This window comes from Streptomyces sp. NBC_00683, from assembly GCF_036226745.1.
In the GTDB taxonomy this organism is placed as follows: domain Bacteria; phylum Actinomycetota; class Actinomycetes; order Streptomycetales; family Streptomycetaceae; genus Streptomyces.
The window spans coordinates 461,095-482,372 of sequence record NZ_CP109013.1; the positions used below are offsets into that span (position 1 = coordinate 461,095).

General features: G+C 70.8%; 22 protein-coding genes. 8 read left to right on the top strand and 14 right to left on the bottom strand.

Going from position 1 to position 21,278, the window contains the following annotated elements; genetic code table 11:
* The first annotated feature begins 71 nt into the window (after positions 1-71).
* A complete protein-coding gene (locus OG257_RS02295) occupies positions 72-1,616 on the top strand; it encodes a rhamnulokinase (RefSeq protein WP_329204334.1) in 1,545 nt (514 codons plus the stop codon).
* Positions 1,609-3,072, top strand: a complete 1,464-nt coding sequence (locus tag OG257_RS02300; RefSeq protein ID WP_329204335.1) for an L-fucose/L-arabinose isomerase family protein — start codon at positions 1,609-1,611, stop codon at positions 3,070-3,072. Before OG257_RS02295 ends, OG257_RS02300 begins: the two co-directional genes overlap by 8 nt.
* A 33-nt stretch (positions 3,073-3,105) precedes the next feature.
* Here the strand turns inward: OG257_RS02300 and OG257_RS02305 are convergent, their stop codons facing one another.
* Positions 3,106-4,164 (bottom strand): enoyl-CoA hydratase/isomerase family protein, encoded by a 1,059-nt coding sequence (locus OG257_RS02305; protein ID WP_329204336.1) that lies wholly within the window; start codon positions 4,162-4,164, stop codon positions 3,106-3,108.
* Positions 4,165-4,364: 200 nt separating this feature from the next.
* On the opposite strand from OG257_RS02305, the gene OG257_RS02310 reads away from it, so the two are divergent.
* Entirely contained in the window at positions 4,365-6,506 is a 2,142-nt protein-coding gene (locus tag OG257_RS02310; RefSeq protein ID WP_329204337.1) for a SpoIIE family protein phosphatase, read from the top strand.
* Between the two features lie 133 nt (positions 6,507-6,639).
* Here the strand turns inward: OG257_RS02310 and OG257_RS02315 are convergent, their stop codons facing one another.
* Positions 6,640-7,278 (bottom strand): LAETG motif-containing sortase-dependent surface protein, encoded by a 639-nt coding sequence (locus tag OG257_RS02315; protein WP_329204338.1) that lies wholly within the window; start codon positions 7,276-7,278, stop codon positions 6,640-6,642.
* A 251-nt stretch (positions 7,279-7,529) separates the two neighbouring features.
* Between OG257_RS02315 and OG257_RS02320 the strand changes: the two genes are divergently transcribed.
* A complete protein-coding gene (locus tag OG257_RS02320; protein WP_329204339.1) occupies positions 7,530-8,213 on the top strand; it encodes a histidine phosphatase family protein in 684 nt (227 codons plus the stop codon).
* Between the two features lie 17 nt (positions 8,214-8,230).
* Here the strand turns inward: OG257_RS02320 and OG257_RS02325 are convergent, their stop codons facing one another.
* The 3 genes from OG257_RS02325 to OG257_RS02335 form a co-directional block, all read right to left on the bottom strand.
* Complete coding sequence (locus tag OG257_RS02325) at positions 8,231-8,719, bottom strand: GNAT family N-acetyltransferase (protein ID WP_329204340.1); 489 nt, start codon at positions 8,717-8,719, stop codon at positions 8,231-8,233.
* Between the two features lie 40 nt (positions 8,720-8,759).
* The gene (locus OG257_RS02330; RefSeq protein WP_329204341.1) at positions 8,760-9,749 is read right to left on the bottom strand and encodes a DUF6397 family protein; all 990 of its coding nucleotides are present in this window, start codon (positions 9,747-9,749) and stop codon (positions 8,760-8,762) included.
* 108 nt (positions 9,750-9,857) lie between these two features.
* Positions 9,858-10,268: a roadblock/LC7 domain-containing protein gene (locus OG257_RS02335; RefSeq protein WP_329204342.1), complete on the bottom strand. Its 411-nt coding sequence runs from the start codon at positions 10,266-10,268 to the stop codon at positions 9,858-9,860.
* Between the two features lie 136 nt (positions 10,269-10,404).
* Between OG257_RS02335 and OG257_RS02340 the strand changes: the two genes are divergently transcribed.
* Positions 10,405-10,833 (top strand): PPOX class F420-dependent oxidoreductase, encoded by a 429-nt coding sequence (locus tag OG257_RS02340; RefSeq protein ID WP_329204343.1) that lies wholly within the window; start codon positions 10,405-10,407, stop codon positions 10,831-10,833.
* A 38-nt stretch (positions 10,834-10,871) separates the two neighbouring features.
* On the opposite strand, the gene OG257_RS02345 is transcribed toward OG257_RS02340, so the two are convergent.
* The 5 genes from OG257_RS02345 to OG257_RS02365 form a co-directional block, all read right to left on the bottom strand.
* Positions 10,872-11,504 carry a GTP-binding protein gene (locus OG257_RS02345; RefSeq protein WP_329204344.1) on the bottom strand — a complete coding sequence of 211 codons (633 nt, stop codon included), beginning with the start codon at positions 11,502-11,504 and terminating at the stop codon, positions 10,872-10,874.
* Positions 11,505-11,789: 285 nt separating this feature from the next.
* Positions 11,790-12,191: a DUF742 domain-containing protein gene (locus OG257_RS02350; protein ID WP_329204345.1), complete on the bottom strand. Its 402-nt coding sequence runs from the start codon at positions 12,189-12,191 to the stop codon at positions 11,790-11,792.
* A 22-nt stretch (positions 12,192-12,213) separates the two neighbouring features.
* A complete protein-coding gene (locus OG257_RS02355) occupies positions 12,214-12,648 on the bottom strand; it encodes a roadblock/LC7 domain-containing protein (RefSeq protein ID WP_329204346.1) in 435 nt (144 codons plus the stop codon).
* The gene (locus OG257_RS02360) at positions 12,645-15,311 is read right to left on the bottom strand and encodes a sensor histidine kinase (RefSeq protein ID WP_329204347.1); all 2,667 of its coding nucleotides are present in this window, start codon (positions 15,309-15,311) and stop codon (positions 12,645-12,647) included. The genes OG257_RS02355 and OG257_RS02360 overlap by 4 nt, the downstream gene beginning before the upstream one ends.
* A 101-nt stretch (positions 15,312-15,412) precedes the next feature.
* Positions 15,413-16,183, bottom strand: a complete 771-nt coding sequence (locus OG257_RS02365) for an MHYT domain-containing protein (protein WP_329204348.1) — start codon at positions 16,181-16,183, stop codon at positions 15,413-15,415.
* A 161-nt stretch (positions 16,184-16,344) separates the two neighbouring features.
* On the opposite strand from OG257_RS02365, the gene OG257_RS02370 reads away from it, so the two are divergent.
* Entirely contained in the window at positions 16,345-16,944 is a 600-nt protein-coding gene (locus OG257_RS02370) for a class I SAM-dependent methyltransferase (RefSeq protein WP_329204349.1), read from the top strand.
* Positions 16,945-16,955: 11 nt separating this feature from the next.
* Here the strand turns inward: OG257_RS02370 and OG257_RS02375 are convergent, their stop codons facing one another.
* Positions 16,956-17,729, bottom strand: a complete 774-nt coding sequence (locus OG257_RS02375) for an alpha/beta fold hydrolase (RefSeq protein WP_329204350.1) — start codon at positions 17,727-17,729, stop codon at positions 16,956-16,958.
* 115 nt (positions 17,730-17,844) lie between these two features.
* On the opposite strand from OG257_RS02375, the gene OG257_RS02380 reads away from it, so the two are divergent.
* A complete protein-coding gene (locus OG257_RS02380; protein ID WP_329204351.1) occupies positions 17,845-18,375 on the top strand; it encodes a PadR family transcriptional regulator in 531 nt (176 codons plus the stop codon).
* On the opposite strand, the gene OG257_RS02385 is transcribed toward OG257_RS02380, so the two are convergent.
* Positions 18,355-19,257, bottom strand: coding sequence for an oxygenase MpaB family protein (locus OG257_RS02385; RefSeq protein WP_329204352.1), 903 nt, complete (start codon positions 19,255-19,257; stop codon positions 18,355-18,357). The genes OG257_RS02380 and OG257_RS02385 overlap by 21 nt on opposite strands.
* A gap of 207 nt (positions 19,258-19,464) precedes the next feature.
* On the opposite strand from OG257_RS02385, the gene OG257_RS02390 reads away from it, so the two are divergent.
* On the top strand, positions 19,465-20,409 hold the full coding sequence (locus OG257_RS02390) for a hypothetical protein (RefSeq protein WP_329204353.1): 945 nt from the start codon (positions 19,465-19,467) through the stop codon (positions 20,407-20,409).
* Positions 20,410-20,508: 99 nt separating this feature from the next.
* Here the strand turns inward: OG257_RS02390 and OG257_RS02395 are convergent, their stop codons facing one another.
* Both OG257_RS02395 and OG257_RS02400 read right to left on the bottom strand, forming a co-directional pair.
* On the bottom strand, positions 20,509-21,051 hold the full coding sequence (locus OG257_RS02395) for an MOSC domain-containing protein (protein ID WP_329214863.1): 543 nt from the start codon (positions 21,049-21,051) through the stop codon (positions 20,509-20,511).
* On the bottom strand, positions 21,048-21,230 hold the full coding sequence (locus OG257_RS02400; RefSeq protein WP_329204354.1) for a hypothetical protein: 183 nt from the start codon (positions 21,228-21,230) through the stop codon (positions 21,048-21,050). The genes OG257_RS02395 and OG257_RS02400 overlap by 4 nt, the downstream gene beginning before the upstream one ends.
* Positions 21,231-21,278 lie beyond the last annotated feature (48 nt).

The following is a 21,278-nucleotide window of genomic DNA, read 5'->3' on the forward strand; positions in this document are numbered from 1 at the left end:
GCGGTGAGCCGTGTCTCGCACCGTCTGCGCACGTGCGGGACACGGCCCCGCCCGGATCGGATGAGATTTCCATGTCTGCGACTTCACGAAACGACCCGGTGTTCGCCGCGGTCGACCTCGGTGCCACCAGCGGCCGGGTGATCACCGGCCGGGTCGGTGCCGACGAGTTGGTGCTGACCGAGGCGCACCGCTTCGCCAACACCCCGGTCCGGCTGCCCGACGGGCTCCGGTGGGACGTGCTCGCCCTGTACCAGGGCATGCTGGACGGTCTCCGGATGGCGGCGCGCAGCGGTCCCGTCGCCTCGGTCGGCATCGATACATGGGCCGTGGACTACGGACTCCTGGACTCCGACGGGGCACTGCTCGGGGTGCCGTTCCACTACCGGGACAGCCGCAACGTCCGGGCTGCCGACGAGGTGGTGGCCCAGGTCGGGGCACAGGAGCTGTACGGCGTGAGCGGATTGCAGCATCTGCCGTTCAACACCGTCTTCCAGCTCGCCGCCCATCGTTCCACCGCGCAGTGGGAGGCGGCGCGGACGCTGCTCCTGATGCCTGACCTGCTGGTGTACTGGCTGACCGGCACGGTGGGTGCGGAGGTGACCAACGCGTCGACGACCGGGCTGTTCGACGCCCGTACCGGGGGTTGGTCCGAGGCGCTGATCGGTCGGCTCGGGCTGGAGCGTTCGCTGCTCCCCGCACTGCGCGAGCCGGGTGACCCGGCGGGGACGCTCCTGCCGCACGTCACCGAGTTCACCGGTCTGCCCGCGGGGACTCCGGTGACGACGGTCGCCTCGCACGACACGGCTTCGGCCGTCGCCGCGGTCCCTGCCACGGAACCCGGGTTCGCCTATGTGTCGTGCGGTACCTGGTCGTTGGCCGGTCTGGAACTGGATGCGCCGGTCCTGACCGAGGAGTCGCGGGCCGCGAACTTCACGAATGAGCGCGGGGTCGACGGCACCGTCCGCTATCTCCGCAACATCATGGGCATGTGGCTGCTGGAGGAGTGCCGTCGTACCTGGGAGCGGAACGGCCGGTCCCCGAGCCTTCCCCGGCTCCTCGCGGACGCGGTGCGGGCCAGGCCGTTCGCCGCGGTGATCGATCCCGACGATCCGGCGTTCCTCGCCCCGGGTGACATGCCCTCGCGCATCGACTCCGCTCTCGCCCGGACCGGTCAGGCTCTGCCGGACGGCCCCGGCGGGTACGTGCGCTGCGTGCTGGAGAGCCTCGCTCTGGCGCATCGCCGAACACTGCGGCAGGCCGCCGGGCTGGCGGGCCGCGAGCTGACCCGCATCCACCTGGTCGGAGGTGGTTCGCGCAACGAGCTGCTGTGCCAATGGACCGCGGACGCGACGGGTCTGCCGGTCACCGCGGGGCCTGCCGAGGCGACCGCGCTCGGCAACGTACTGCTCCAGGCGCGGGCCCACGGCCTGGTCGGCGACCTGGCCGACATGCGCCGGCTCGTCGCGCGCACCCAGGAACTGCGTCACTACAGCCCGCAGGGGGACCCGGCGGCCTGGGACAGGGCCGAGGACCGTCTGGAGGCGACGCGTACGGCGGGCACCCCGACCGCCGCCGACCGCTCCGCAGAAGACGAAGGAAGGAATTCCGATGGCTGACGAAACCACCGCCGCAGTCGACGCCCCTCTCGTCCGCACCGCACGCCGCCCTACCCGCGTGGGCCTGGTCTCCGGCGGGCTGGCCGCCTACTGGCCGCAATTCCCCGGTCTCCTGGACCAGCTCCAGGACTCGGCGCGCTACGTCACCGAGCGGTTCGAGGCGATGGGATGCGAGGTGGTCGACGCCGGCTTCATCTCCGATCCCCAGGAGGCGGCCGGCGCGGCGGAGCAGCTCCGCAGGGCCGACTGCGACATCGTCGTCACGTTCCTGACGACGTATCTCACCGCTTCGATGGTGCTGCCGATCGCCCAGCGCACCCATACACCGGTGCTGGTCATCGATCTTCAGCCGACCGAGGCGATGGACCATCCGAACACCGATACCGGGAAGTGGCTGGCCTACTGCGGTCAGTGCCCGCTGCCCGAGGTCGCCAACGTGTTCCGCCGCAGCGGTATCGCCTTCCGCTCGGTCTCCGGACATCTGCGCGACGAGAACGCGTGGAACCGGATCCGCAGGTGGATCTCGGCGGCAGCCGTACGGGGCGCGATGCGCCACGGCCGGCACGGGCTGATGGGCCATCTCTATCCGGGGATGCTCGATGTGTCGACGGACATGACCCTGGTGTCCTCCCGGTTCGGCGGCCATGTCGAGGTCCTGGAGTTCGATGACCTGCGGGTACGGGTCGCGGCGGTCACCGATGAGGAGGCCGCCGAGCGCGTCGCGCTGGCCCGGGGCGTGTTCACCCTCGACGAGTCCGTCGACGAGGGTGATCTCGACTGGGCGGCCCGTGTGTCCGTGGGGCTGGACCGGCTCGTCGAGGACTTCTCGCTCGACAGCCTCGCCTTCTACCATCGCGGACTCGACGGCGAGATCCACGAGCGGCTCGGTGCCGGGATGATCCTCGGCGCTTCCCTGCTCACCGCCCGTGGCATCCCGGTCGCCGGCGAGTACGAGCTCCGCACCAGTCTGGCCATGCTGATCGCCGACACGCTCGGTGCCGGCGGGTCCTTCACCGAACTGCAGGCCCTGAACTTCCGTGACGGAGTGGTCGAGATGGGCCACGACGGCCCGGCCCATCTGGCGATCAGCGCCGAGGACCCGCTGCTGCGGGGGCTCGGCGTCTACCACGGGAAGCGCGGCTGGGGCGTCAGCGTCGAGTTCGATGTGAAGCACGGCCCGGTGACCACGTTCGGGATCGGCCAGGAGGCGGACGGCTCGTTCGTGTTCGTCGTCTCCGAGGGCGAGGTCGTCCCCGGCCCGTTGCTGAAGATCGGCAACACGACGTCCCGTGTGGACTTCGGTTTCGACCCCGGTGAGTGGACGGACGCCTGGTCCTCGACGGGCATCGGTCACCACTGGACCCTCTGCACGGGTCACCGCGCGAAGGACTTCAAGGCCGCCGCCGGGCTTCTCGGCATCCCGTTCCGCGCGGTCACCGGGCCGGGCGACCTCTGAGCGGCGTACGGACCGCTCGGAGGTGACGCCGGTTCAGGCCGATGCCAGGCCGAGTTCGAGTTCACCGAGCGGTTCGAAGTGGCGGGCTACATCTGCGTCGGTCACGTCACCGAGCTCGGCCGGGTGCCACTTCGGACGACGGTCCTTGTCGATGATCTGGGCGCGCACGCCCTCCACCAGATCAGGTCCGGCGAAGGCCCGGCAGGAGACCCGGAACTCCTGGTCGAGTGCCTCTTCGAGGCTTTGGAGACGCCGGGCGCGGCGCACGGCGGCAAGGGTGACCTTGAGCGCGGTGGGCGACTTGGCGAGGAGTGTTCCCGCGGTCTCCTTGGCCGCGGGCTCACCACTGTCGAGGAGGCGGCCGATGATCTCTTCGACGGTGTCGGCGCCGTAGCAGGCGTCGATCCATGGGCGGTGCGGCGCGAGCTCCCCCTCGGGTGCCGTCGTCGCGTATCGCCGCACCGTCTCCGTCACCTCCGCGGGCGTCGTACCGAGGCCAAGGGCGGCGGTGAGCTCCGCCAGTCGCTCCGAGGGCACGAAGTGGTCGGCCAGCCCGCACAGCAGCGCGTCGGCGGCGCCCACAGCCTGCCCGGTGAGCGCGAGGTGGGTGCCGAGCTCACCGGGTGCCGCGGCCAGCAGATAGGTGCCGCCCACATCGGGGACGAAGCCGATCCCGGTCTCGGGCATCGCCACACGGGAGCGCTCGGTGACGATACGGACGTCGCCGTGGGCGGACACCCCTACCCCGCCGCCCATCACGATGCCGTCCATGAGCGCCACGTACGGCTTGGGGAAACGGGCGATACGGGCGTTGAGCCGGTACTCGTCCCGCCAGAAGTCCACTGATGCGCGGCGGCCGGCCCGCGCGTCCTCGTAGATGGACCGGATGTCGCCGCCGGCGCACAGACCGCGCTCCCCGGCCCCGCTGATCACGACGGCCGTGACGGCGTCGTCCTGCTCGGCGAGGGTGAGGGCCTCGTCGATACTCCGCACCATGGTGTGGGTCAGCGCGTTCAGGGCCCGGGGGCGGTGGAGCGTGATGTGCAGGCTGTGACCCTCTGTATGCAGCAGGACGGGCTCGTCGTCATTCATATATGCGCTCCGGTCAGGCATGGGCGGTGCATCCACCGGTCGTGGGAGATCTCTGCCTGCCATTCTGCGACGGCCTCCTCGGTGCTCCGGAGGCGGGTGCCCCGGCGAACCGCTGTGGCACTCCCGCACGGCGGGCTCGACAATTGAGACCTACGGGCCGCGACGTCCAGCAGCCCCGCCGGGCGACCTCCGGAGCAGGAATGACCGACGATCCACGGCGAACAGGCTCCAAGGCTCCACCTCCCCTCCGGTCCGACGGGTCCGGTAGCAGCGAAACGGGGACGGCGGAGCGCCTCGCCATGAACCGGACCGGCAGTTTCGAGTGGGACCTGGACGCCGGGACCCTGGACATCGACGAAGCCGGGCTGATGGTCTTCGGCTTGGACCCGAACACCTTCGACTCACGGCCCGGGGCCGTGGTGGAGCAGCTGGATCCGTCGGAACGAGCGCGTCTGGACGTCACCATCGACGAGGCGCTCTCCAGCGGCAGCAGTTCCTACAGCGTGCACTTCCAGGTGCCCCTGGCGGACGGCACCCGTCAGTGGACTCACGTCCAGGCCAGGATCCTGCGTTCCGAGGACGGCCGCGCACACCGTGTCATCGGGGTGGTACGGGACGCGACGGCGGAAGTCACCCATTCGGCCTTCGTGCAGGATCTGGAAAAGCGCCGCCAACGCCAGACCAACATCGTTGAACGCACAACGAGTGCGATGTCACGTGCGGTGACCGTCGACGACGTCACGGCAGCACTCACGGGCCCGGGCGGCCTGGCCGGGCTCGGCTCGGACGGACTGGCACTCGGACTGGTGGAGAACTCCGCGCTCAACATCATCGCGTTGAGCGGCGACTCCGTGGAGGTGCTCGGCGGACTGGGCTCCGGGGAGCTCGACGCGAACCTCCCCCTGGGCGACACCATCCTCAGCGGAAAGCCCCGGTTCATCACCTCACTCGACTCCCTGATCCGGCGCTATCCGGTGCTCGAGCCGCACATGGGCCGGCTGAAGTTCCGCGCGGCCGCCTACCTTCCGCTGGTCGCTCAGGCGCGCCCCCTCGGCGGGCTCGCCCTCTTCTACCGGGAACGCACGGTGTTCAGCGCGGACGAGCGCATTCTCTGTCTGGGGCTGGCCGCCATCGTGGCCCAGTCGCTCCAGCGGGCCATGCTGTTCGACGAGGAGCGCGAGTTCGCCACGGGGCTCCAGTCGGCCATGCTTCCGCGGCGGATCCACGACATCGAGGGCGGGGAGATCGCGGTCCGGTACCACGCGGCGTGGAGCGGCCGCCAGGTCGGCGGCGACTGGTACGACGTGATCGCGCTGCCCAACCACCGCTTCGGCGTCGTGGTGGGCGACGTACAGGGCCACGACACGCACGCTGCCGCGATCATGGGCCAGCTGCGTATCGCCCTGCGCGCGTACGCGGCCGAGGGGCACCCGCCGGCGACCGTACTGGCTCGCGCCTCCCGCTTCCTGGCCGAACTGGACACCGACCGCTTCGCAACGTGCGCGTATGCACAGGTGGACCTCGCGACCGGCACCGTGCGCGTGGTGCGGGCCGGGCACTTCGGCCCGCTCATCCGGCACACCGACGGCAGGGTCGCCAGCCCCCAGGTACGCGGTGGTCTGCCGCTGGGGATCTCCACGACGTTCAAGGACGAGGAGTTCCCGGAGACCCGGCTCGACCTGGTACCGGGCGAGACGCTCGTCCTGTACACCGACGGACTCGTGGAGGAGCCCGGCGCCGATATCGACTCGGGCGTGGCCACGCTCGTTCACGAGATCAGCAATGGGCCTGCGGGCGCCGAGGCGCTGGCGGATCATCTGTCGGACCGGCTCTGGGAGCGGTGGGGTTCGGGGGACGACGTGGCACTGCTGGTGCTGCGACGCAGCCCGGACCTGGGGTCGCCACGCGCTCCGCGGCTGCACCAGTACATCCATCAGGCGGACCCGGAGGGGCTCTCGGACGCGCGCGCCATCGTCCGCCAGGCGCTGACGGACTGGGACATGGCCTCACTGGCCGACGACGCGGAGCTGGTCACCGGGGAGTTGCTGGTGAATGTGCTGCTGCACACGGAGGGCGGGGCCGTTCTCACGCTGGAGGTCCTGCCGGAGCCTGTCCGGCGCATCAGGCTGTCGGTCCAGGACCGTTCGAGTGTCTGGCCGCGACGTCGCACTCCGGGAGAGACCTCGACCTCTGGACGCGGTCTGCTGCTCCTTGACGCGGTCGCCACACGCTGGGGCATCGAACCCCGGGGAGAGGGCAAGGCCGTCTGGTGCGAGATGGGCCCGGCCTCCCCGGATCCCGCCACCGCTGCGACGGCCGTCTCGGCCGCACCCGGCCCCTGACCCGAACGGGACGCCCCGGATCCGGCGCAGCCACGAGGAACGCGCTGAGGGGCGTACCGCATCGCTTCCGATGCGGTACGCCCCTCACCCTGCCTCCCGGAACTGGTCCGTCGGGCCGGACTGCCGGGATACGTCAGTGCTGCGCGGAACGGCGCTTACGGACGGACCACAGGATGCCGCCACCGGCGAGCAGAACCGCGATCGCGGCTCCGCCGATGACGGGCGTCGCGGACGACGAACCGGTCTCGGCCAGGTCGGGCGCGCTGGGGCTCGGCTCCGCCGGGGCGGGCGCGGTCTCCGTAGCGGTCTCGCTCGGCGTGGCGCTCGGCTCGGGGGTCTGCGTGGCCGGAGGCTCAGTGCTCGGCGTCGGCTTCGCCTCGGTCGGCGTCGGCGACGGAGTGCTGTCCTCGCACACCGGGGCCTGCTTCGTCTCGTCGCGCGAGAACTTCTCGCCGTCTCCGGCCTTGACGACGAGCCGGACCGTCAGCTCCTTGTCGTGCGACGGCAGCTGGAGCGGCGTCTTCGTGTGGAACTCCCGACCGAACGTCGTCGCGGGGAGCAGTTCCTTGCCGCCCACCACGGAGACGGTCACGACGTTGGCCACGTCGCTCGAGTATGCGGTCAGGTCGACGCTCACGTCGGAGCAGGTCACGACCCAGGTGGGGGTGTGAGCTGCGGCCGGCGCGGCGGAGATGACTCCGCCGGCCAGGCCGACAACCGCAGCGGCCGCGAATGCTCCCGCGCCACGCCACGATCTCCTGGGTATGGTCATGGATTCTTCCTCCATACGAGTTTCCCCGCCGGACTGGCGGTGGGGCGCACAGTACTGCCCTCTCCACCAGGGTGTGCACCCACCCCACGAAGCATCGGACACACCAACTGTTGTCACATCACCGCGACTTATGACATGGCGGACACGCCGGGGCCGGGGCGGGTGCGGCCCGGGATGGCTCGATGAGAGGGTGACCAGTACATATATCTGTTGCCGCACGATGCGCCCCGCCTTGGAGCCCGACCCGTTCTATGCGATTGCTGTTGATCCGTCACGGTCAGACGCCGTCCAACCTCGGCCACTTCCTGGACACCGCACGGCCCGGACCCGGGCTCACCTCCCTGGGCCTGCGTCAGGCAGCCGAACTTCCGGCCGCCCTGGCCGGTGAGGACATTCGCGCCCTCTACGCATCGACGCTGACGCGCACGCAGCTGACGGCGGCGCCCCTGGCTGCCGAACGAGGTCTGGATGTCCGCATCCGCGACGGCATCCGCGAACTGTCCGCCGGGGAGTTGGAGATGCGCGCCGACAGGGCGGCGGTGACGGAGTATCTGACGACGGCATTCGCCTGGTCCGCCGGCGACACGGCGAGGCGTATGGCAGGGGGCGAGAGCGGCGCCGAGGCCCTGGCCCGCTTCGACGCGGTGGTCGCTGAGGCCGCGTCGGCCGCCGGACCGGCTCCTGCGGGCACGGCTGCTCTGATCAGTCATGGCGCGGCGATCAGGATGTGGACGGCGGCCCGTGCCCACAACGTCTCGGTGGAGTTCGCCGCCGCCCATGCCCTCGACAACACGGGAGTCGTGGTGGTCGAGGGCACGCCCGAAGATGGCTGGAAGGCACTGTCCTGGGCCGGCACCGTGGTCACTCCGGGGACCAGGAGCGGTGTGGAGGACGCCGGACCCGCGGGTCGCACGATCTCCGGTGTCGGCGACTGAGCGGGTCGGCGGGCGCTTCAGAGGGCCTTGTGCATGATGTGCAGTCCGACGTAGCCCTCGGCCGGATGGTTGAAGCCTTCCGGAAGCGTCCCCAGTACCTCGAATCCGAGCGAGCGGTACAGCCGTACGGCGTGGGTGTTGGTCTCCACCACGGCGTTGAACTGCATGGCGCGGAAGCCCGCTTCCCGCGCCCACTCCACGGTGTATTCGCACAGGGCCCGGCCCACGCCACGGCCGGAGTGCCGGGAGTCGACCATGTAGCTGGCGCTGGCGATGTGCGATCCGTTGCCCATGTGGTTCCGGTTCATCTTGGCCGTGCCCAGGACGGTCCCGGCGTCGTCGACCGCGACGACCGTACGACTCGGGGCGGACAGGAGCCACCAGCCCCTGGCATCGTCCTTCTCCAGGTCCGGGGGAAAGGTGAACGTCTCACCTGCGGAGACGATTTCGTGGAAGAACGGCCAGATGGCGGGCCAGTCCTCCGTGGTGGCTTCTCTGATCAGCATGGGGCAAAGATGCCTGTGCGAACGGGCCGGTCGCAAGCACTTAATGATCTCGGCTCCGTCGCCTGCCCAGTCCGATCCGGGCAAGCAGACCCGCCCCGGCCGCGGCTGACGCAACGGTGCGACCCGGCACCCGGTCGACCGCTTCCCTCGCTGGCGCGGGCACAGGTACCGGCGCGCTCCCAGGCTCGCCACCCGGCCGGGGAGCAGAGCGGCGCTCGCGCGCCCGGTCCAGCTCCATGGCCAGGTTGACCCGCCGCCACAGGATCTCGTCCGGATCGTCGGCCAGCATCAGCTGCCCCATGGTCTCCCTGCCGGACACGGATCCCGGCCGTCCGAAGACAGGTTCCGGCCGGATACGCGCAAGGTAGGCGCGTTCGTACGGGTCGTCCACCACTTCCGCGAGTTGCACGGCGTCCAGAGCGGACGCCTGCACCGCGGCACGCGCCCATGGATCCTCCGTCCGGCTCAGCAACCGGTCGATCCTGCGCGAACGCCAGTTGCGCGCACGCCGGTCTACGCCGCCCTCCAGCATGGTCCGCATCCCGACCGGGCTCTTTCCGGCGAGCAGCTCGGGCTCCCTGGCACCGAATCCCGCGAGTTCGTCCACGAGGTAGAGCCAGACCACCGCACGGTAACGGTTCAGATAGAACGCCACCGGCGAGACGCACCCGATCCGGGCCAGCCCGGTGAAGCGGACGCTGCTGATGCCGAGCAGGGCGGCGCCCTCCGCCGTCCCCGCCGTGCGCACCCTGTCCCGGAGGGATTCGGGGAAGCCGGCCATGGCCTGCAGCCTGTCGACTTCTTCCCTACGGACCCGCGGCCTTCCGCCGCCCGCCGGCGCGTCCGCGCTGATCAGCCCCAGATGGACGGCAAGATCGAACTCGCCGCGCTTCAACTCCAGCGCCTGCGCGGCGCGCCCTGCGGCCAGTGTGCTTCCCGCGCCTCCACCCGCTCCGGCGCCCCCGCCCGCTGCCGCGTCCGTGCGCTCCGCTCCCGCGCGGCCGGTGCGCGCCGCTTCCTTGACAGCCATGACTGGCCTCCCCCGTGTGGTCGAATACTCTCTGTGACCACGGTAACCAGGGGAGGCAGATCCCGCTGCCCCTGTGGATAACTCCGAATACTCAGCGAAAAGCGCAGCTCAGAGGCTGTCGGCGCGCTCTGCACCTTGCCGTGCTGTAACGCCGAGGTGCTCGCCCACGCGATTGACCAGCAAGGTCATCTCATAGGCGACCTGGCCGACGTCGGCCTCCGCGGAACTGAGCACGCACAGACAGCTGCCGTCGCCCGCCGCCGTCACAAAGAGCATTGCCTCGTCGAACTCCACCATGGTCTGGCGCGCTCTTCCGGCCCGGAAGTGACGCCCCGATCCCCTGGCCAGGCTGTGCAGTCCGGACGAGACCGCCGCCAGGTGCTCGGCGTCCTCGCGTGCCAGTTCCGCGCTGGCTCCGGTGACCAGCCCGTCGTTCGACAGCACCAGAGCGTGCTGTATGTGCTCCACCCGGCTGGTGAGATCGTCAAGGAGCCAGTCAAGTCCCCGGTCCATCGGCATGTGCTCATCCTCCCCGTTCGTCCGTTCCCCGCGTCGATGGGCAAGCCTCGCGCACGGGTCCCTCGCGGGCAAGCGCCTCCCCCTCTCCGGGGCGTCGCTTCGCGCCATGCTCCGGATCTCGTCCGAAGATGGGCTCATGGCACACCACATGACCCAGGACGAATGGCGGGCGTTCCTCTCGGAGGGGACCCGCACCGCCAAGGTTTCGACCGTACGAGCGGACGGAAGCCCGCACATCGCGCCCGTCTGGTTCCTGCTCGACGGTGACGATCTGGTCTTCAACACCGGAAAGGAGAGCGTCAAGGGCCGCAATCTCGCGCGGGACGGAAGGGTGTCGATCTGCGTGGACGACGACCGGCCCCCGTTCGCGTTCGCCGTGCTCCAGGGGCGTGCGGACCTGAGCGAGGACCTCGGCGAACTGCGCCGCTGGGCGACCCGTATCGCAGGCCGGTACATGGGCGCGGAGGCGGCCGAGGAGTTCGGGGCACGCAACGGTGTGGCCGGCGAACTCGTCGTACGCGTGCACATCGACAAGGTGCTGGCCATGGCCGAGGTGGCCTCCTAGACCGTGCCGGCAGGCCGGCACGGTTCGCTCCGTCCGGCTCAGTGCGCGCCGGCCTGCCCCACGGAGTCGAGCAGCCGGGCGGTGTGCATCCGCCCGGCGTACTCGACCATGCGGATCAGGACCTCTTTTCCGGAGGCCCGGTCGCGCGCGTCGCACAGCACGACCGGCGTACCCCGGTCGAGGTCGAGTGCGCGGGAGACGTCCTCCTCCCCGTAAGTGCGTGCACCCGAGAAGCAGTTGACGGCGACGACGAACGGAATGCGGCGGTGTTCGAAGTAGTCGACTGCCGGGAAGCAGTCCTCGAGCCGTCGGGTGTCGGCCAGCACAACCGCTCCCAGCGCCCCCGTGGACAACTCGTCCCACAGGAACCAGAAACGGTCCTGCCCCGGGGTGCCGAACAGATAGAGCGACAGGCCGGACCTGATGGTGATGCGGCCGAAGTCCATGGCCACGGTCGTGGTGGTCTTCTGGTCCACTCCGCCGGTGTCGTCCACGGACTGCCCTGCCTCACTGAGGAGTTCCTCGGTGCGCAGCGGCCGGATCTCACTGACGGCTCCGACCAGGGTCGTCTTGCCGACCCCGAAACCGCCGGCGACCAATATCTTCAGAGCGAGGGCCGTGGTGTCCTCGGTCTGTTCCCCACCCGTGCTGTCCACATGCTCGGAGGACATCCATCACTTCTCTCGCGAGTGCCGTCAAGTAGCGGCGACAGCATGGCAAGGAGCGGCTGCCGCCGAAGGGAGTGAACGGTTTTTGAACGATGTGACCGGACAGGCCCGCTCAATGTTCACGTCCGGTCACTCCGGTCGGAATTCGACTCGGAGTTTGAGGCATTCGAGATATTCGCCGTATCCCAGGCATTCGAGGTGTTCCAGGTGGTCGGGGTGCCCCAGGGGTGCCCAGGTCGGCTCGGCAGACGCGGGAGGGCCGGGCACACGGCCTTCTCGGAGGTCCCGTCACAGCGCCCGCAGGCCGTCGATCACCTCACGCAGGATCCGCTCGTCGGGCAGCTGTGCCGGGGGCACAGGACGACTGACCCGTACGAAGCCGGCTTCGAGCAGATCGCCGAGGAGCACTCTCACCACGCCGACGGGCAGGTCGGCGTCCGCGGAGAGTTCCGCGACCGACTGGGTCTCGCTGCGGCACAGCGTCAGCAGGGCCCGGTGCTCCGGGCCGAGCAGTCCCTCGTCGGAACCGTCCGGCGCCGCCTCGTCGACCGCCACGAGCGCGATCAGGTCGAAGCGCACCCCGCTGGGACCCGGATCGGTACGGCCCCCCGTCACGGCGTAGGGGCGGACCAGCGGGCCTGCTTCGGCGTCGTACCACTGACTGCCCTGCGCCGTTCCGTCGTCGCTCATGCCCGTGCGCACGTCCGCCCCCTCAGCCGGTCGCCGGTGGTTCTGCGAGCCTCACCGGGGTGGCGAGGTGCTCGCCCACCCGCTTCACCAGGCGCGCCATCTCGTAGGCCACGAGGCCGATGTCCGCGAAGGCCGTGCTCAGCACGGCGAGACAGGAACCGTCGCCGGCCGCTGCGACGAACAGGAAGCCCTCGTCCATCTCGACCATCGTCTGGCGCACTCCCCCGGCCCGGAAGTGCCGGCCCGCACCCTTCGCGAGGCTGTGGAAGCCGGACGCCACAGCCGCGAGGTGCTCGGCGTCCTCTCTGCTGAGGGCACTGGACGCACCGACGGCCAACCCGTCGTTGGACAGCACGACTGCGTGCCGGACCTCGCCGACCCGTGCGACGAGATCGTCCAGCAGCCAGTCGAGTTCGCCGGAGCCGCGGGAAGCCGCCGCCCTCTCGTTCGCGATCATGCCTGGTCTCCTTCGGTGTACGGCCGGATACCGGAAGCGGGTCCGGGTGTGCTGCGGCCCGGTGCGGCCCCGCCGCCGCGGACCCATCCGTTGCGGTAGGCGGTCATGCGGTCGCGGGCCTGTTCGGGCGTGCGTTCGACGGGCGGTGTGGTCCCTCGGTCGCGCGAGTCTCCGCGCTCCGGGCGCGGCTTCTCGCGCAGCTGGGGTACGAGGCTGGCCTGCCGGACGCGACGCGGCAGCTCGCCGTCCTCGTCCGAGGTACCGGAGGGACCCGGGACTCCTGAAGGACCCGTGGAACCCGTGGGACCCGAGGGCCCCGTGGAAGCCGAGGGGCGTGCGCGCCGGTGCAGCGTGGTGACCGGCGCGGGTGCGGCCTTCGGCCCCCTACGGGCCTCGACGGGCGTACGCGGTTCGATCGCGGGCACGGCCACCGGGGCGGGGAACGCGGTGGGGCGTGGGGCCGCGGCGCGTGGCCCTGGTGCCTGTGCCCTGCTGTCGTCGTCCCGGGCCACCGTTGTGGCGCTCCCCGGGTCGGCGGCGCCCTCCGGAGCGGCCGACTTGCCTGCCGGCAGTCCGCTCTGGAGCAGTGCGGTGGGCAGCAGCACCACCGCCGTCGTGCCCCCGTACGGCGAGGTGCGCAGCTGGACCTTGATCTGGTGACGGGCGGAGAGCCTGCTCACCACGAAGAGGCCGAGCCTGTCGCTGTCGAACAGGTCGAGCGCTTCCGACTGCTCGATGCGCCGGTTCGCCTCGCCGAGCAACTCCTTGCCCATGCCGAGCCCACGGTCCTCGATCTCCAGGGCGTACCCGTTGCCCACCGGTTCGCCGCTGATGCGCACCTTGGTGTGCGGCGGGGAGAACTGTGCGGCGTTCTCGACGAGTTCCGCCAGGAGGTGGGTGAGGTCGGCCACGGCCGCCCCCTTCACGCCCGCGTCCGGCAGCGCCCGCACTTCCACCCGTGAGTAGTCCTCGATCTCGGAGACTGCGGCACGGACCACATTGGTCAGTGGTACGGCCATCCGCCAGGCGCGCCCGGGTGCTGCCCCGGAGAGGATGATCAGGCTCTCCGCGTGCCGCCTCATCCGGGTCGTGAGGTGATCGAGCCGGAACAGGTCACCCAGCTCGTTGGGGTCGTCGGCGCGGCGCTCCATGCCGTCGAGAAGGGTGAGCTGGCGGTGGACGAGGACCTGGCTGCGGCGGGCGAGGTTGACGAAGACTCCGGAGATCCCGCTGGCCAGTTCGGCACGTTCGACGGCGGCGCTGAGTGCGGCGCGGTGGACGGTGTCGAGTGCTTCGCCCACCTGACCGATCTCGTCGTTTGAAGGCCTGCCGGGCGGCGCCTCCGCCCGGATGTCCAGTTCCTCGCCGGCGCGCAGTCGCTGCATGGCGCGGGGCAGTTTGCGCCGGGCGATCTCCAGCGCGCTGTTGCGGAGGCTGACGAGCTCGACGACGAGCGCCCGGCCGATGCGCACGGAGATCATGAGTGAGGCGGCGGCGGCGAAGAAACCGAAGAGGACGGCCGCTCCCGCGGGGCTGAGCAGTGCGCGCGTGAGGGGGTCGGCTCGGTCGGCGGCACGGTCGACCGCGCCGGTTTCGATGGAGCTCAGCTCCTCGCGTACGGCTGTCACGTCGCGTTCCCATGCCGCGGGGGACACCGACTGCGCGGCCCGACGGCCCGGCTCCGCCTGGAGCACCTTGTCCTCGGCTGCCGTGATCCTGCGATACGCGCCGCCTTCGGTGAGGGAGCGCCAGGCATTTCGGCCGGCGGACGGCAGATCGGCCCCGGCCGTACTCGCCAGGCTCCGGCGGGTCGCCACCGCGCCGGTGAAGTTGCGCAGCCGCTCACCGTCGAGTGTCCCGGTGAGTCCGGCGGAGGCCAGCAGCGTGTCCTCGCGCGCCAGCATCTCACCGCTCCGCGCCAGTTCGAGCAGGACGCGGGCCTCGGACCCCAGCTCGGCGTCCTGAATTCCGGTCAGCGCGCCGGAGACACCGAACGCCGCGGTGATGGCCTCGGAGTACTGCGTGAATGCGGCGGCCGCGTCGGCGCGCCGGTCGGCGTCCCTGTCCCGGGAACCGCCGGCCGGAGGGTCCAGCAGGCTGCTGCGCAGGGTGGGGAGTCGCTGGGTGTGCTCGAGGAAGGTGCTGAGCCGTCCCGCGACCCCCTCGGGGAGGTTGCCCGCGTCGGCGACCGTGTGCCGGTCGCCCAGGCGCAGCGCTCCGAGCGCGGCATCGGTGTGCTTCGCCTGGCGCTTCAGGTCGGCGGCGTGCCCGGTACCCGGGGCCACCGACTGGCGCAGTGCCGCCTCGCGTTCGGTCTGCAGGGCGGCGACCGCCGCCTGGACCGGGGCTCGTACGGTGCTGTCCACCCGTTGCAGTTCGCGCAGCCGGGCCACGTCCTGCGCCGTGGTGACGGTGGCGAATCCCCACAGGGCGAGCAGCGAGACGACCGGGACCATCAGCAGGGAAATGACCTTGGCCCGCACGGTCCTGGGGCGCAGGGACCCTCGACGCGCCGGGGGATCGTCCGGCGCCGGCGACCCGGCCCGGTGGTCGGTGCGCTCGTCGGCCGGCCGGCCTGCGTGCGCGCGTCGTCCGCGCGGCGGTGGCGCGGGCCGTTCGCCGTGCGCACCGGGGTCCGGGGTCGTCGTGCGGGGTGTGCGCATGGCCTCCTCGTTCCAGGTGTGGAGCTCAGTGCCCCGAGTGCTGTGTACGGCGGAATTCCGCGCCGTCCGGTCGCCGGGACGGCGTTGCCGCCGCCCTGGCGTCAGGGAGCCACTGCCGCCGGGGCCCGTTCGGCGGCGTCCTCCACGCGCTCGCGGGCCGCCGGTGAGAGTGCGACGAACGCCGAGGTGAGGAAGAGGTACGAGCCCAGGCCGACGGCGAGCGGGAAGATGAACTGCATCACGGTCGCTCCGGGGAGCTCGGATCCCGACGGTGCGACCCGGACTCCGACGGCCAGCATTCCCGTGTAGTGCATGCTGCTGACTGCCGCGCCCATGACGAGTGACGCGAGGGCCACGGCCCCGGGCGACCTGATGTTCAGTGCCGCCCAGAGGGCCGCTGTCGCGGCGACGACGGCGATCGTCACCGAGAGCGCCACGAGCAGCGGGTCGTACGCGACGGTGCCGTGCAGCCTCAGGGCGGCCATTCCGAGGTAGTGCATGCTGGCGACTCCGAGCCCGGTCGTGAGACCGCCGATGAGGAGCGCACGCGAGCGGTCACGGCTGTAGCCGACCACGAAGACTCCGGCCCCGACCACCACCATGGCGACCAACAGGCTGAGCAGCGTGAGCGGAACGTCGTAGCGGATGTCGGTACCGGTGACGCCGAAACCGAGCATGGCGACGAAGTGCATCGTCCAGATGCCCGTACCGATGGCGGATGCGGCGGTGAACAGCCAGTTGCGGCGCGAACGGCCGCTGGTGGCGAGCGCGCGCACGGTGCAGCGGAGCCCGAGTGCGGCGCCGATCGATGCCATCGCGTACGACAGCGCGGGTGTCAGCCAGCCGAAGGTGGCGTGGTCCAGGTGTCCCATGAATCGGGGACGCTAGCCCGCTCAGGGGCGCATGCCAGGGGCGCATTTCGAAAGCTGCTGAAATATGACAGAGAGATGTTCCCGAACGATCGAGCCAGGGTCGAACGTGCGCACCGTTCCGTGCCGTTTCGCTCGGATACGGACTACGCGATCATGTCTGTATGGCCGACGACCACACACACGTACAGGACTTCTTCTCGGTCCGAGCAGCGGACTGGGACAGCCGGTTCCCCGATGACGGGCCCGCGTACGCCGCCGCCGTCGGCGCACTCGGACTTCGCCCCGGCGACGCCGTTCTCGACGCGGGCTGCGGTACGGGGCGCGCGCTGCCGCACCTGCGTGACGCGGTGGGACCCGGCGGCACGGTGCTCGGCGCCGACCTCACACCCGCCATGCTGGATGCGGCGGTACGGGCGGGGCGGGCCGGCAGCGGCGCCCTGCTCGTGGCCGATGCGGCACGGCTGCCGGTGCGTGACGGAACGCTCGACGCGGTGTTCGCGGCCGGCCTGATCTCTCATCTCACCCGTCCCGAGCGGGGGCTGGGCGAGCTGGCACGTGTCGTACGCCCCGGCGGCCGACTGGCCCTGTTCCATCCGATCGGCCGGGCCGCGCTGGCCGCGCGGCACGGCCGCAGCATCTCGGACGACGATCTACGGGCGGAGCCGCGTCTCGTCCCCCTGCTGGCACACGCGGGGTGGGGGCTGGACTCGTACACCGACGAGGACGACCGCTTCCTGGTTCTCGCCGTACGCGCGCGCTGAGCGTCCGCGCGTCACGCGGGGCGCTCGGCGACGGCCCGCACCAGCGCGTCCGGGCGGTCGAACATGAGGACGTGTCCCGCCTCCGGGACCGTCTCCACCCGTACGCTGGCGCCCATCAGCTCCTCCCTTCCCGGGAGTTCACCGCTCAGCGCGCCCTGCAGGTACACACGCTCGGCCGGCGACTCCATCAGCATCCGGCGCATGGTCGGGTCGGTGCCACGCACCAGGCCGGTCGCCGTGCGGTGCAGGGCGAGCGGGTCGGCGAGCCGCATGGTCGCGGCCCAGGCCGGACCCACTCGCGCCAGCACCCGGGCGAAGCCCCCGCCGTGGACGAACTCCTCCTCCGACAGTCCGGCGATGCCACTGCTCCCCGCGGTGACCGGCGGGTACGGGTCGAGGTTGGCCTCGGTCAGGACCAGACGCCGTACCAGTTCCGGACGCCGGTGCGCGAGGACGATCGCGACCGCGCCGCCCATGCTGTGGCCGATGAGGTCCGCGCCGCGCACTCCCGCTCCGTCGAGCGCGGCGGCCAGCGCGTCCGCGTGGTCCTCCAGCGTGTAGCCGAACTCCTGGGGCCGGTCACTGATGCCGTGCCCCGGAAGGTCGACGAGGAGCGAGCGGCGGCCGGACAGCGCCGGGGCGGCCGCGATGTGCGCGTGGTAGACGGAGGACATCGCTCCGAGCCCGTGCACGTACACCGAGGCCGCACCGGCGCCGTCGGACCTCCCGCCCGACTCGGTCCACCGGACGACACTCCCCCGCTGGTCGAACTTCGCCTCGTACACAGGTCCCCCACTCGTCGACGCCTCGCTTCGCCTGGAGCATACATCGTCGCCGATGTATAACGGCAGAGATGTATCACTGCAACGATGTACCCCGCACATGAGGCAGAATGCGGGCATGCTGGAGCTCTCCATCCTCGGATTCCTGTACGACACCCCCCTGCACGGCTACGAACTGCGCAAACGCATCACTGCCCTGACCGGACATGTGAGGCCGGTCGCGGAAAGCACGCTGTACCCGGCCATCAAGCGACTGGAGAAGGCGGGGCTGCTTGCCCGGGAGACACAGCCGGGCAGCACGGCCGCACCCCGTCACGTCCTGACACTGACCGAGGCGGGCAGGACGGAGCTGCGGCACCGTCTGGCGGAACCCGCCAGAGGCGACATCACCGACGAGAACCGCTGGTTCACGCTCCTGGCGTTCCTGCGTCATCTGCCGGACCCACCGGCCCAGGCCGCCGTGCTCCGGCGGCGGCTGGCCTTCCTGGACGAGCCCGCGAGCTTCTTCTACGCCGGGGACCGGCCGCTGCGCGCCGAGGAACTGGACGATCCGTTCCGCCAGGGCATCCTCACGATCGCCCGGGCGACCAGTGAGGCCGAGCTCAGGTGGCTCCGCGCCACCCTCGGCTCACTCGACCGGAGTGTCTGAGGGCCGCCCGTGCGGGACCGGGCACCCGCGGACGCCCGGGGTGGGGAACGTCCCGAGCCCGGCGACCTCGTACCCGTTCGGATAGCCCTTGATCTCGGGGTTCTGACGGGCGTAGTGCGCGGTGGAGCGGGGCGGCAGGAGCCGTACGGCTCGGGCCCTCAGGCGCAGCGCTCCGCGGGTCAGTCCCCGGGCGACGGGGCCGGGGCGTTCGTAGCGGAACGTGCGCAGCAGCGAGTCGTCGAGGAGGGCCAGCGCCGCCTTGCGCACGACGGGTGCGAGCGGGCGCGGGTACCAGGAGCCCATGAGAGCCAGCGTCGCGTCGGAGACCGAGCGTGCGCCCTCGTCCCAGCCGAAGTGCTCCTCCTCGTAGGCGTCGAGGGTGCGCTCGAAGTCCTCGTACGTCTGCGGCACGTCCTTGATGCCCAGGTGTGTGCCGAGCGTGCGGTAGTAGACGGCGACGGCGCGCAGCTCGTGGTCGGACAGCCTGCGCCAGCCGTAGGTGTCGAGCCAGCGCTTCGGGGTGACCACGAAGGTGCACAGCACGTAGCGCATGTCGTCGTCGCTGATGTCGTAGCTGCGGTGCATCCGGTTGATCCGCCGGACCGCCGTGCGTCCTGCCTCGCTGTCGAAGCCGTGCTCCACGACGGAGTCGAGGAGAAGTGCGGTGTCGTCGTACCGCTTCTGTGAACGTTCCGTCAGTTCCCCTGTCTCCGCGAGGAGTCGGCCGATGCTGGGGACGGCGTAGGTGCGGTACAGGGCGAGTTCGAGTGCGCGGGTGATGTCCCAGGGGAATTCGTACGTCACGGTGAGCCGGTAGATCTCGAGGAAGTCCCGCTCCGGGTCCAGACGCTGGATCTCCTTGAGCCGTTCGAACCGCTTCACCCTGGCTGTCCCCTCGTCGGCCGGAGGCACAAGCCTACGCGGGCCGGGCGGACGGGCACCACGGTGCGAGGGGTGCTCCGGCGTGCCGCAGCGGCTGCGGAGACCGCCTGTCACCGGGCAATATCCCTTGTCAGGGCCTCGACGGCAGGGTTACCGAGTAGTTAAGGTGCGCCGACGGACGAAGCTGTGAGGAAAGAGGAGGGTGCTGTGGCCGGGACCGACGAGGCGGTCGCCGACGACGACGCACTGTTTGTGCTGACCGCGGTACTGCTGACCCCCGCGCAGTTCCCGAGCGTGCTCGGCGACGACTACGTGGCCGCGTGCGGTGCGCTGGGCATCGAACCGTACGCCGAGGGCTACGGTCTGGTGCTCGGCCAGGACGGCGGCGGTGCCCGCTGGACGGTCGTCGTCGACGATGTCTCCCTGGTGGCCGTCGCCATCGCCTCCTGGGACTGCGGCATGGAGTACGACCTCTCCCCCGACGACCGCTCGGTCGTGTGCGCACTGCCGGGCTGGCCGTTGGCCCTGGCGGTCGCGGCGCCCGGCGTTCCCGCGCCGCACGACCCGCTGCCGGACCCGTCTGCCGAGGGAACCGACCCGGCACCCCTGACACCGCCGGACACCGAGGTGTGGGGAGCGGCCCAGCGCCGTCTCGGCGCGGACGAGATCGCCCTGCAGTGGGCCGTCTGGCGCGAGCAGATCGACGACGACACCACGTTCAGCAGGCCCGACGGAAACGCGCCCGAGGACGGAAAGCCGTCGGAGGACGAGAACGCGTCGGAGGACGAGAACGCGTCGGAGGACGGGCAGGCTCCGGAGGCACAGGCATCGGAGAGTGGACAGGGGGACGCGGGGGAAGCCGCGGAAGGCACCGGCTCCCGGCAGCACCCCGGCGTTCGCCGGGCGCTCGAAGAGGCCCTCGCATACGTCACGGCCCCGCCCCCGCCCGGCCGGATACGCTCCGCGTTCGCCCCCGGAGGGGCCCGCATGCTGCGCGTCGACGGCCCCGGCTGGTCCCTGGTGGCCAGAACCGACGACATCGCGTTCGTCCTTCTGGACGAGGAGCCGGGCGAGGTCCTGCCGGTCGGCCGCGGCCCCGAACTGCCGGGGCTGCTGAAGTCACTGGACGAGTTGGCTGTCCGGCCGGCCTGAGCCCCGGGTCCGCTACGGGGTGACCGGCAGCCACGGGCCGACCTGCGGGAGCAGGCGGCCGGCCCGCGGACCAGCACCGGGCGGGCCGGACGAGAGGTCCTAGACTCGCTCCAGCGGACGGTGCGGCTCGGCGGGCAGCTCGGTCCTGACGGGGTCGCCGGGCCGCACGACTCCGCCGACCCTGACGATGCCCATGATCCCGGCCTTCCGGACGATGCCGCCGTCCTCGTCCCTCCCGACGACCTGCTTGAGCAGTCCGTCCTGGAAGAGGTCGATCTGCAGGCACGGATTGCGCAGGCCCGTCACCTCGACGACGGCCTCGTCGCCGAGGTGGAGCAGCGTGCCCGCCGGGAGGGCGAGCAGGTCGATGCCACCGGTGGTGACGTTCTCTCCCAGGTCACCGGGCGCGACGTCGAATCCGGCATCCCGCAGCTCGGCGAACAGCTCCTGATGGATCAGGTGGACCTGACGCAGGTTGGGCTGCGTCGGGTCCTGTGCGACTCGCGACCGGTGTTTGACCGTGACACCGGCGTGGACATCGCCCTCCACGCCGAGCCCGGCCAGCAGCGTGACGCTGTCCCGGTTCGGTTTGGTGAATGCGTACACGCCGTTGCTGCTGACGGCCACGACTGTGCTGTTCAGCGTCCTATCTCCTTGCGGCTGATCCTGCGGAGCCTGCGCCGCTGGGCCGGATCGAGCATCAGGTAGCCCACCGTGGGCACCCCGATGAGGACCAGCAGTGACCACCAGAATCCGATGAACGGAATCAGGATGACTGCCGCGACCACTCCCCCGATGGCGATCTTTGCACCGTTCGACATGATCCGTGCCTCCTCCGCGGCCGGAGCCGCTCCTGGTGTGAGAACGCC

Bases quoted from the DNA above. Each gene is read 5' to 3' on its own strand.
- OG257_RS02400 (WP_329204354.1), bottom strand. From the start codon at position 21,230: ATGTCGAACGGTGCAAAGATCGCCATCGGGGGAGTGGTCGCGGCAGTC.
- OG257_RS02360 (WP_329204347.1), bottom strand. From the start codon at position 15,311: ATGCGCACACCCCGCACGACGACCCCGGACCCCGGTGCGCACGGCGAA.
- OG257_RS02370 (WP_329204349.1), top strand. From the start codon at position 16,345: ATGGCCGACGACCACACACACGTACAGGACTTCTTCTCGGTCCGAGCA.
- OG257_RS02335 (WP_329204342.1), bottom strand. From the start codon at position 10,268: ATGCCGATGGACCGGGGACTTGACTGGCTCCTTGACGATCTCACCAGC.
- OG257_RS02380 (WP_329204351.1), top strand. From the start codon at position 17,845: ATGCTGGAGCTCTCCATCCTCGGATTCCTGTACGACACCCCCCTGCAC.
- OG257_RS02345 (WP_329204344.1), bottom strand. From the start codon at position 11,504: ATGTCCTCCGAGCATGTGGACAGCACGGGTGGGGAACAGACCGAGGAC.
- OG257_RS02365 (WP_329204348.1), bottom strand. From the start codon at position 16,183: ATGGGACACCTGGACCACGCCACCTTCGGCTGGCTGACACCCGCGCTG.
- OG257_RS02320 (WP_329204339.1), top strand. From the start codon at position 7,530: ATGCGATTGCTGTTGATCCGTCACGGTCAGACGCCGTCCAACCTCGGC.
- OG257_RS02325 (WP_329204340.1), bottom strand. From the start codon at position 8,719: ATGCTGATCAGAGAAGCCACCACGGAGGACTGGCCCGCCATCTGGCCG.
- OG257_RS02310 (WP_329204337.1), top strand. From the start codon at position 4,365: ATGACCGACGATCCACGGCGAACAGGCTCCAAGGCTCCACCTCCCCTC.
- OG257_RS02305 (WP_329204336.1), bottom strand. From the start codon at position 4,164: ATGAATGACGACGAGCCCGTCCTGCTGCATACAGAGGGTCACAGCCTG.
- OG257_RS02350 (WP_329204345.1), bottom strand. From the start codon at position 12,191: ATGAGCGACGACGGAACGGCGCAGGGCAGTCAGTGGTACGACGCCGAA.
- OG257_RS02340 (WP_329204343.1), top strand. From the start codon at position 10,405: ATGGCACACCACATGACCCAGGACGAATGGCGGGCGTTCCTCTCGGAG.
- OG257_RS02315 (WP_329204338.1), bottom strand. From the start codon at position 7,278: ATGACCATACCCAGGAGATCGTGGCGTGGCGCGGGAGCATTCGCGGCC.
- OG257_RS02295 (WP_329204334.1), top strand. From the start codon at position 72: ATGTCTGCGACTTCACGAAACGACCCGGTGTTCGCCGCGGTCGACCTC.
- OG257_RS02355 (WP_329204346.1), bottom strand. From the start codon at position 12,648: ATGATCGCGAACGAGAGGGCGGCGGCTTCCCGCGGCTCCGGCGAACTC.
- OG257_RS02300 (WP_329204335.1), top strand. From the start codon at position 1,609: ATGGCTGACGAAACCACCGCCGCAGTCGACGCCCCTCTCGTCCGCACC.
- OG257_RS02330 (WP_329204341.1), bottom strand. From the start codon at position 9,749: ATGGCTGTCAAGGAAGCGGCGCGCACCGGCCGCGCGGGAGCGGAGCGC.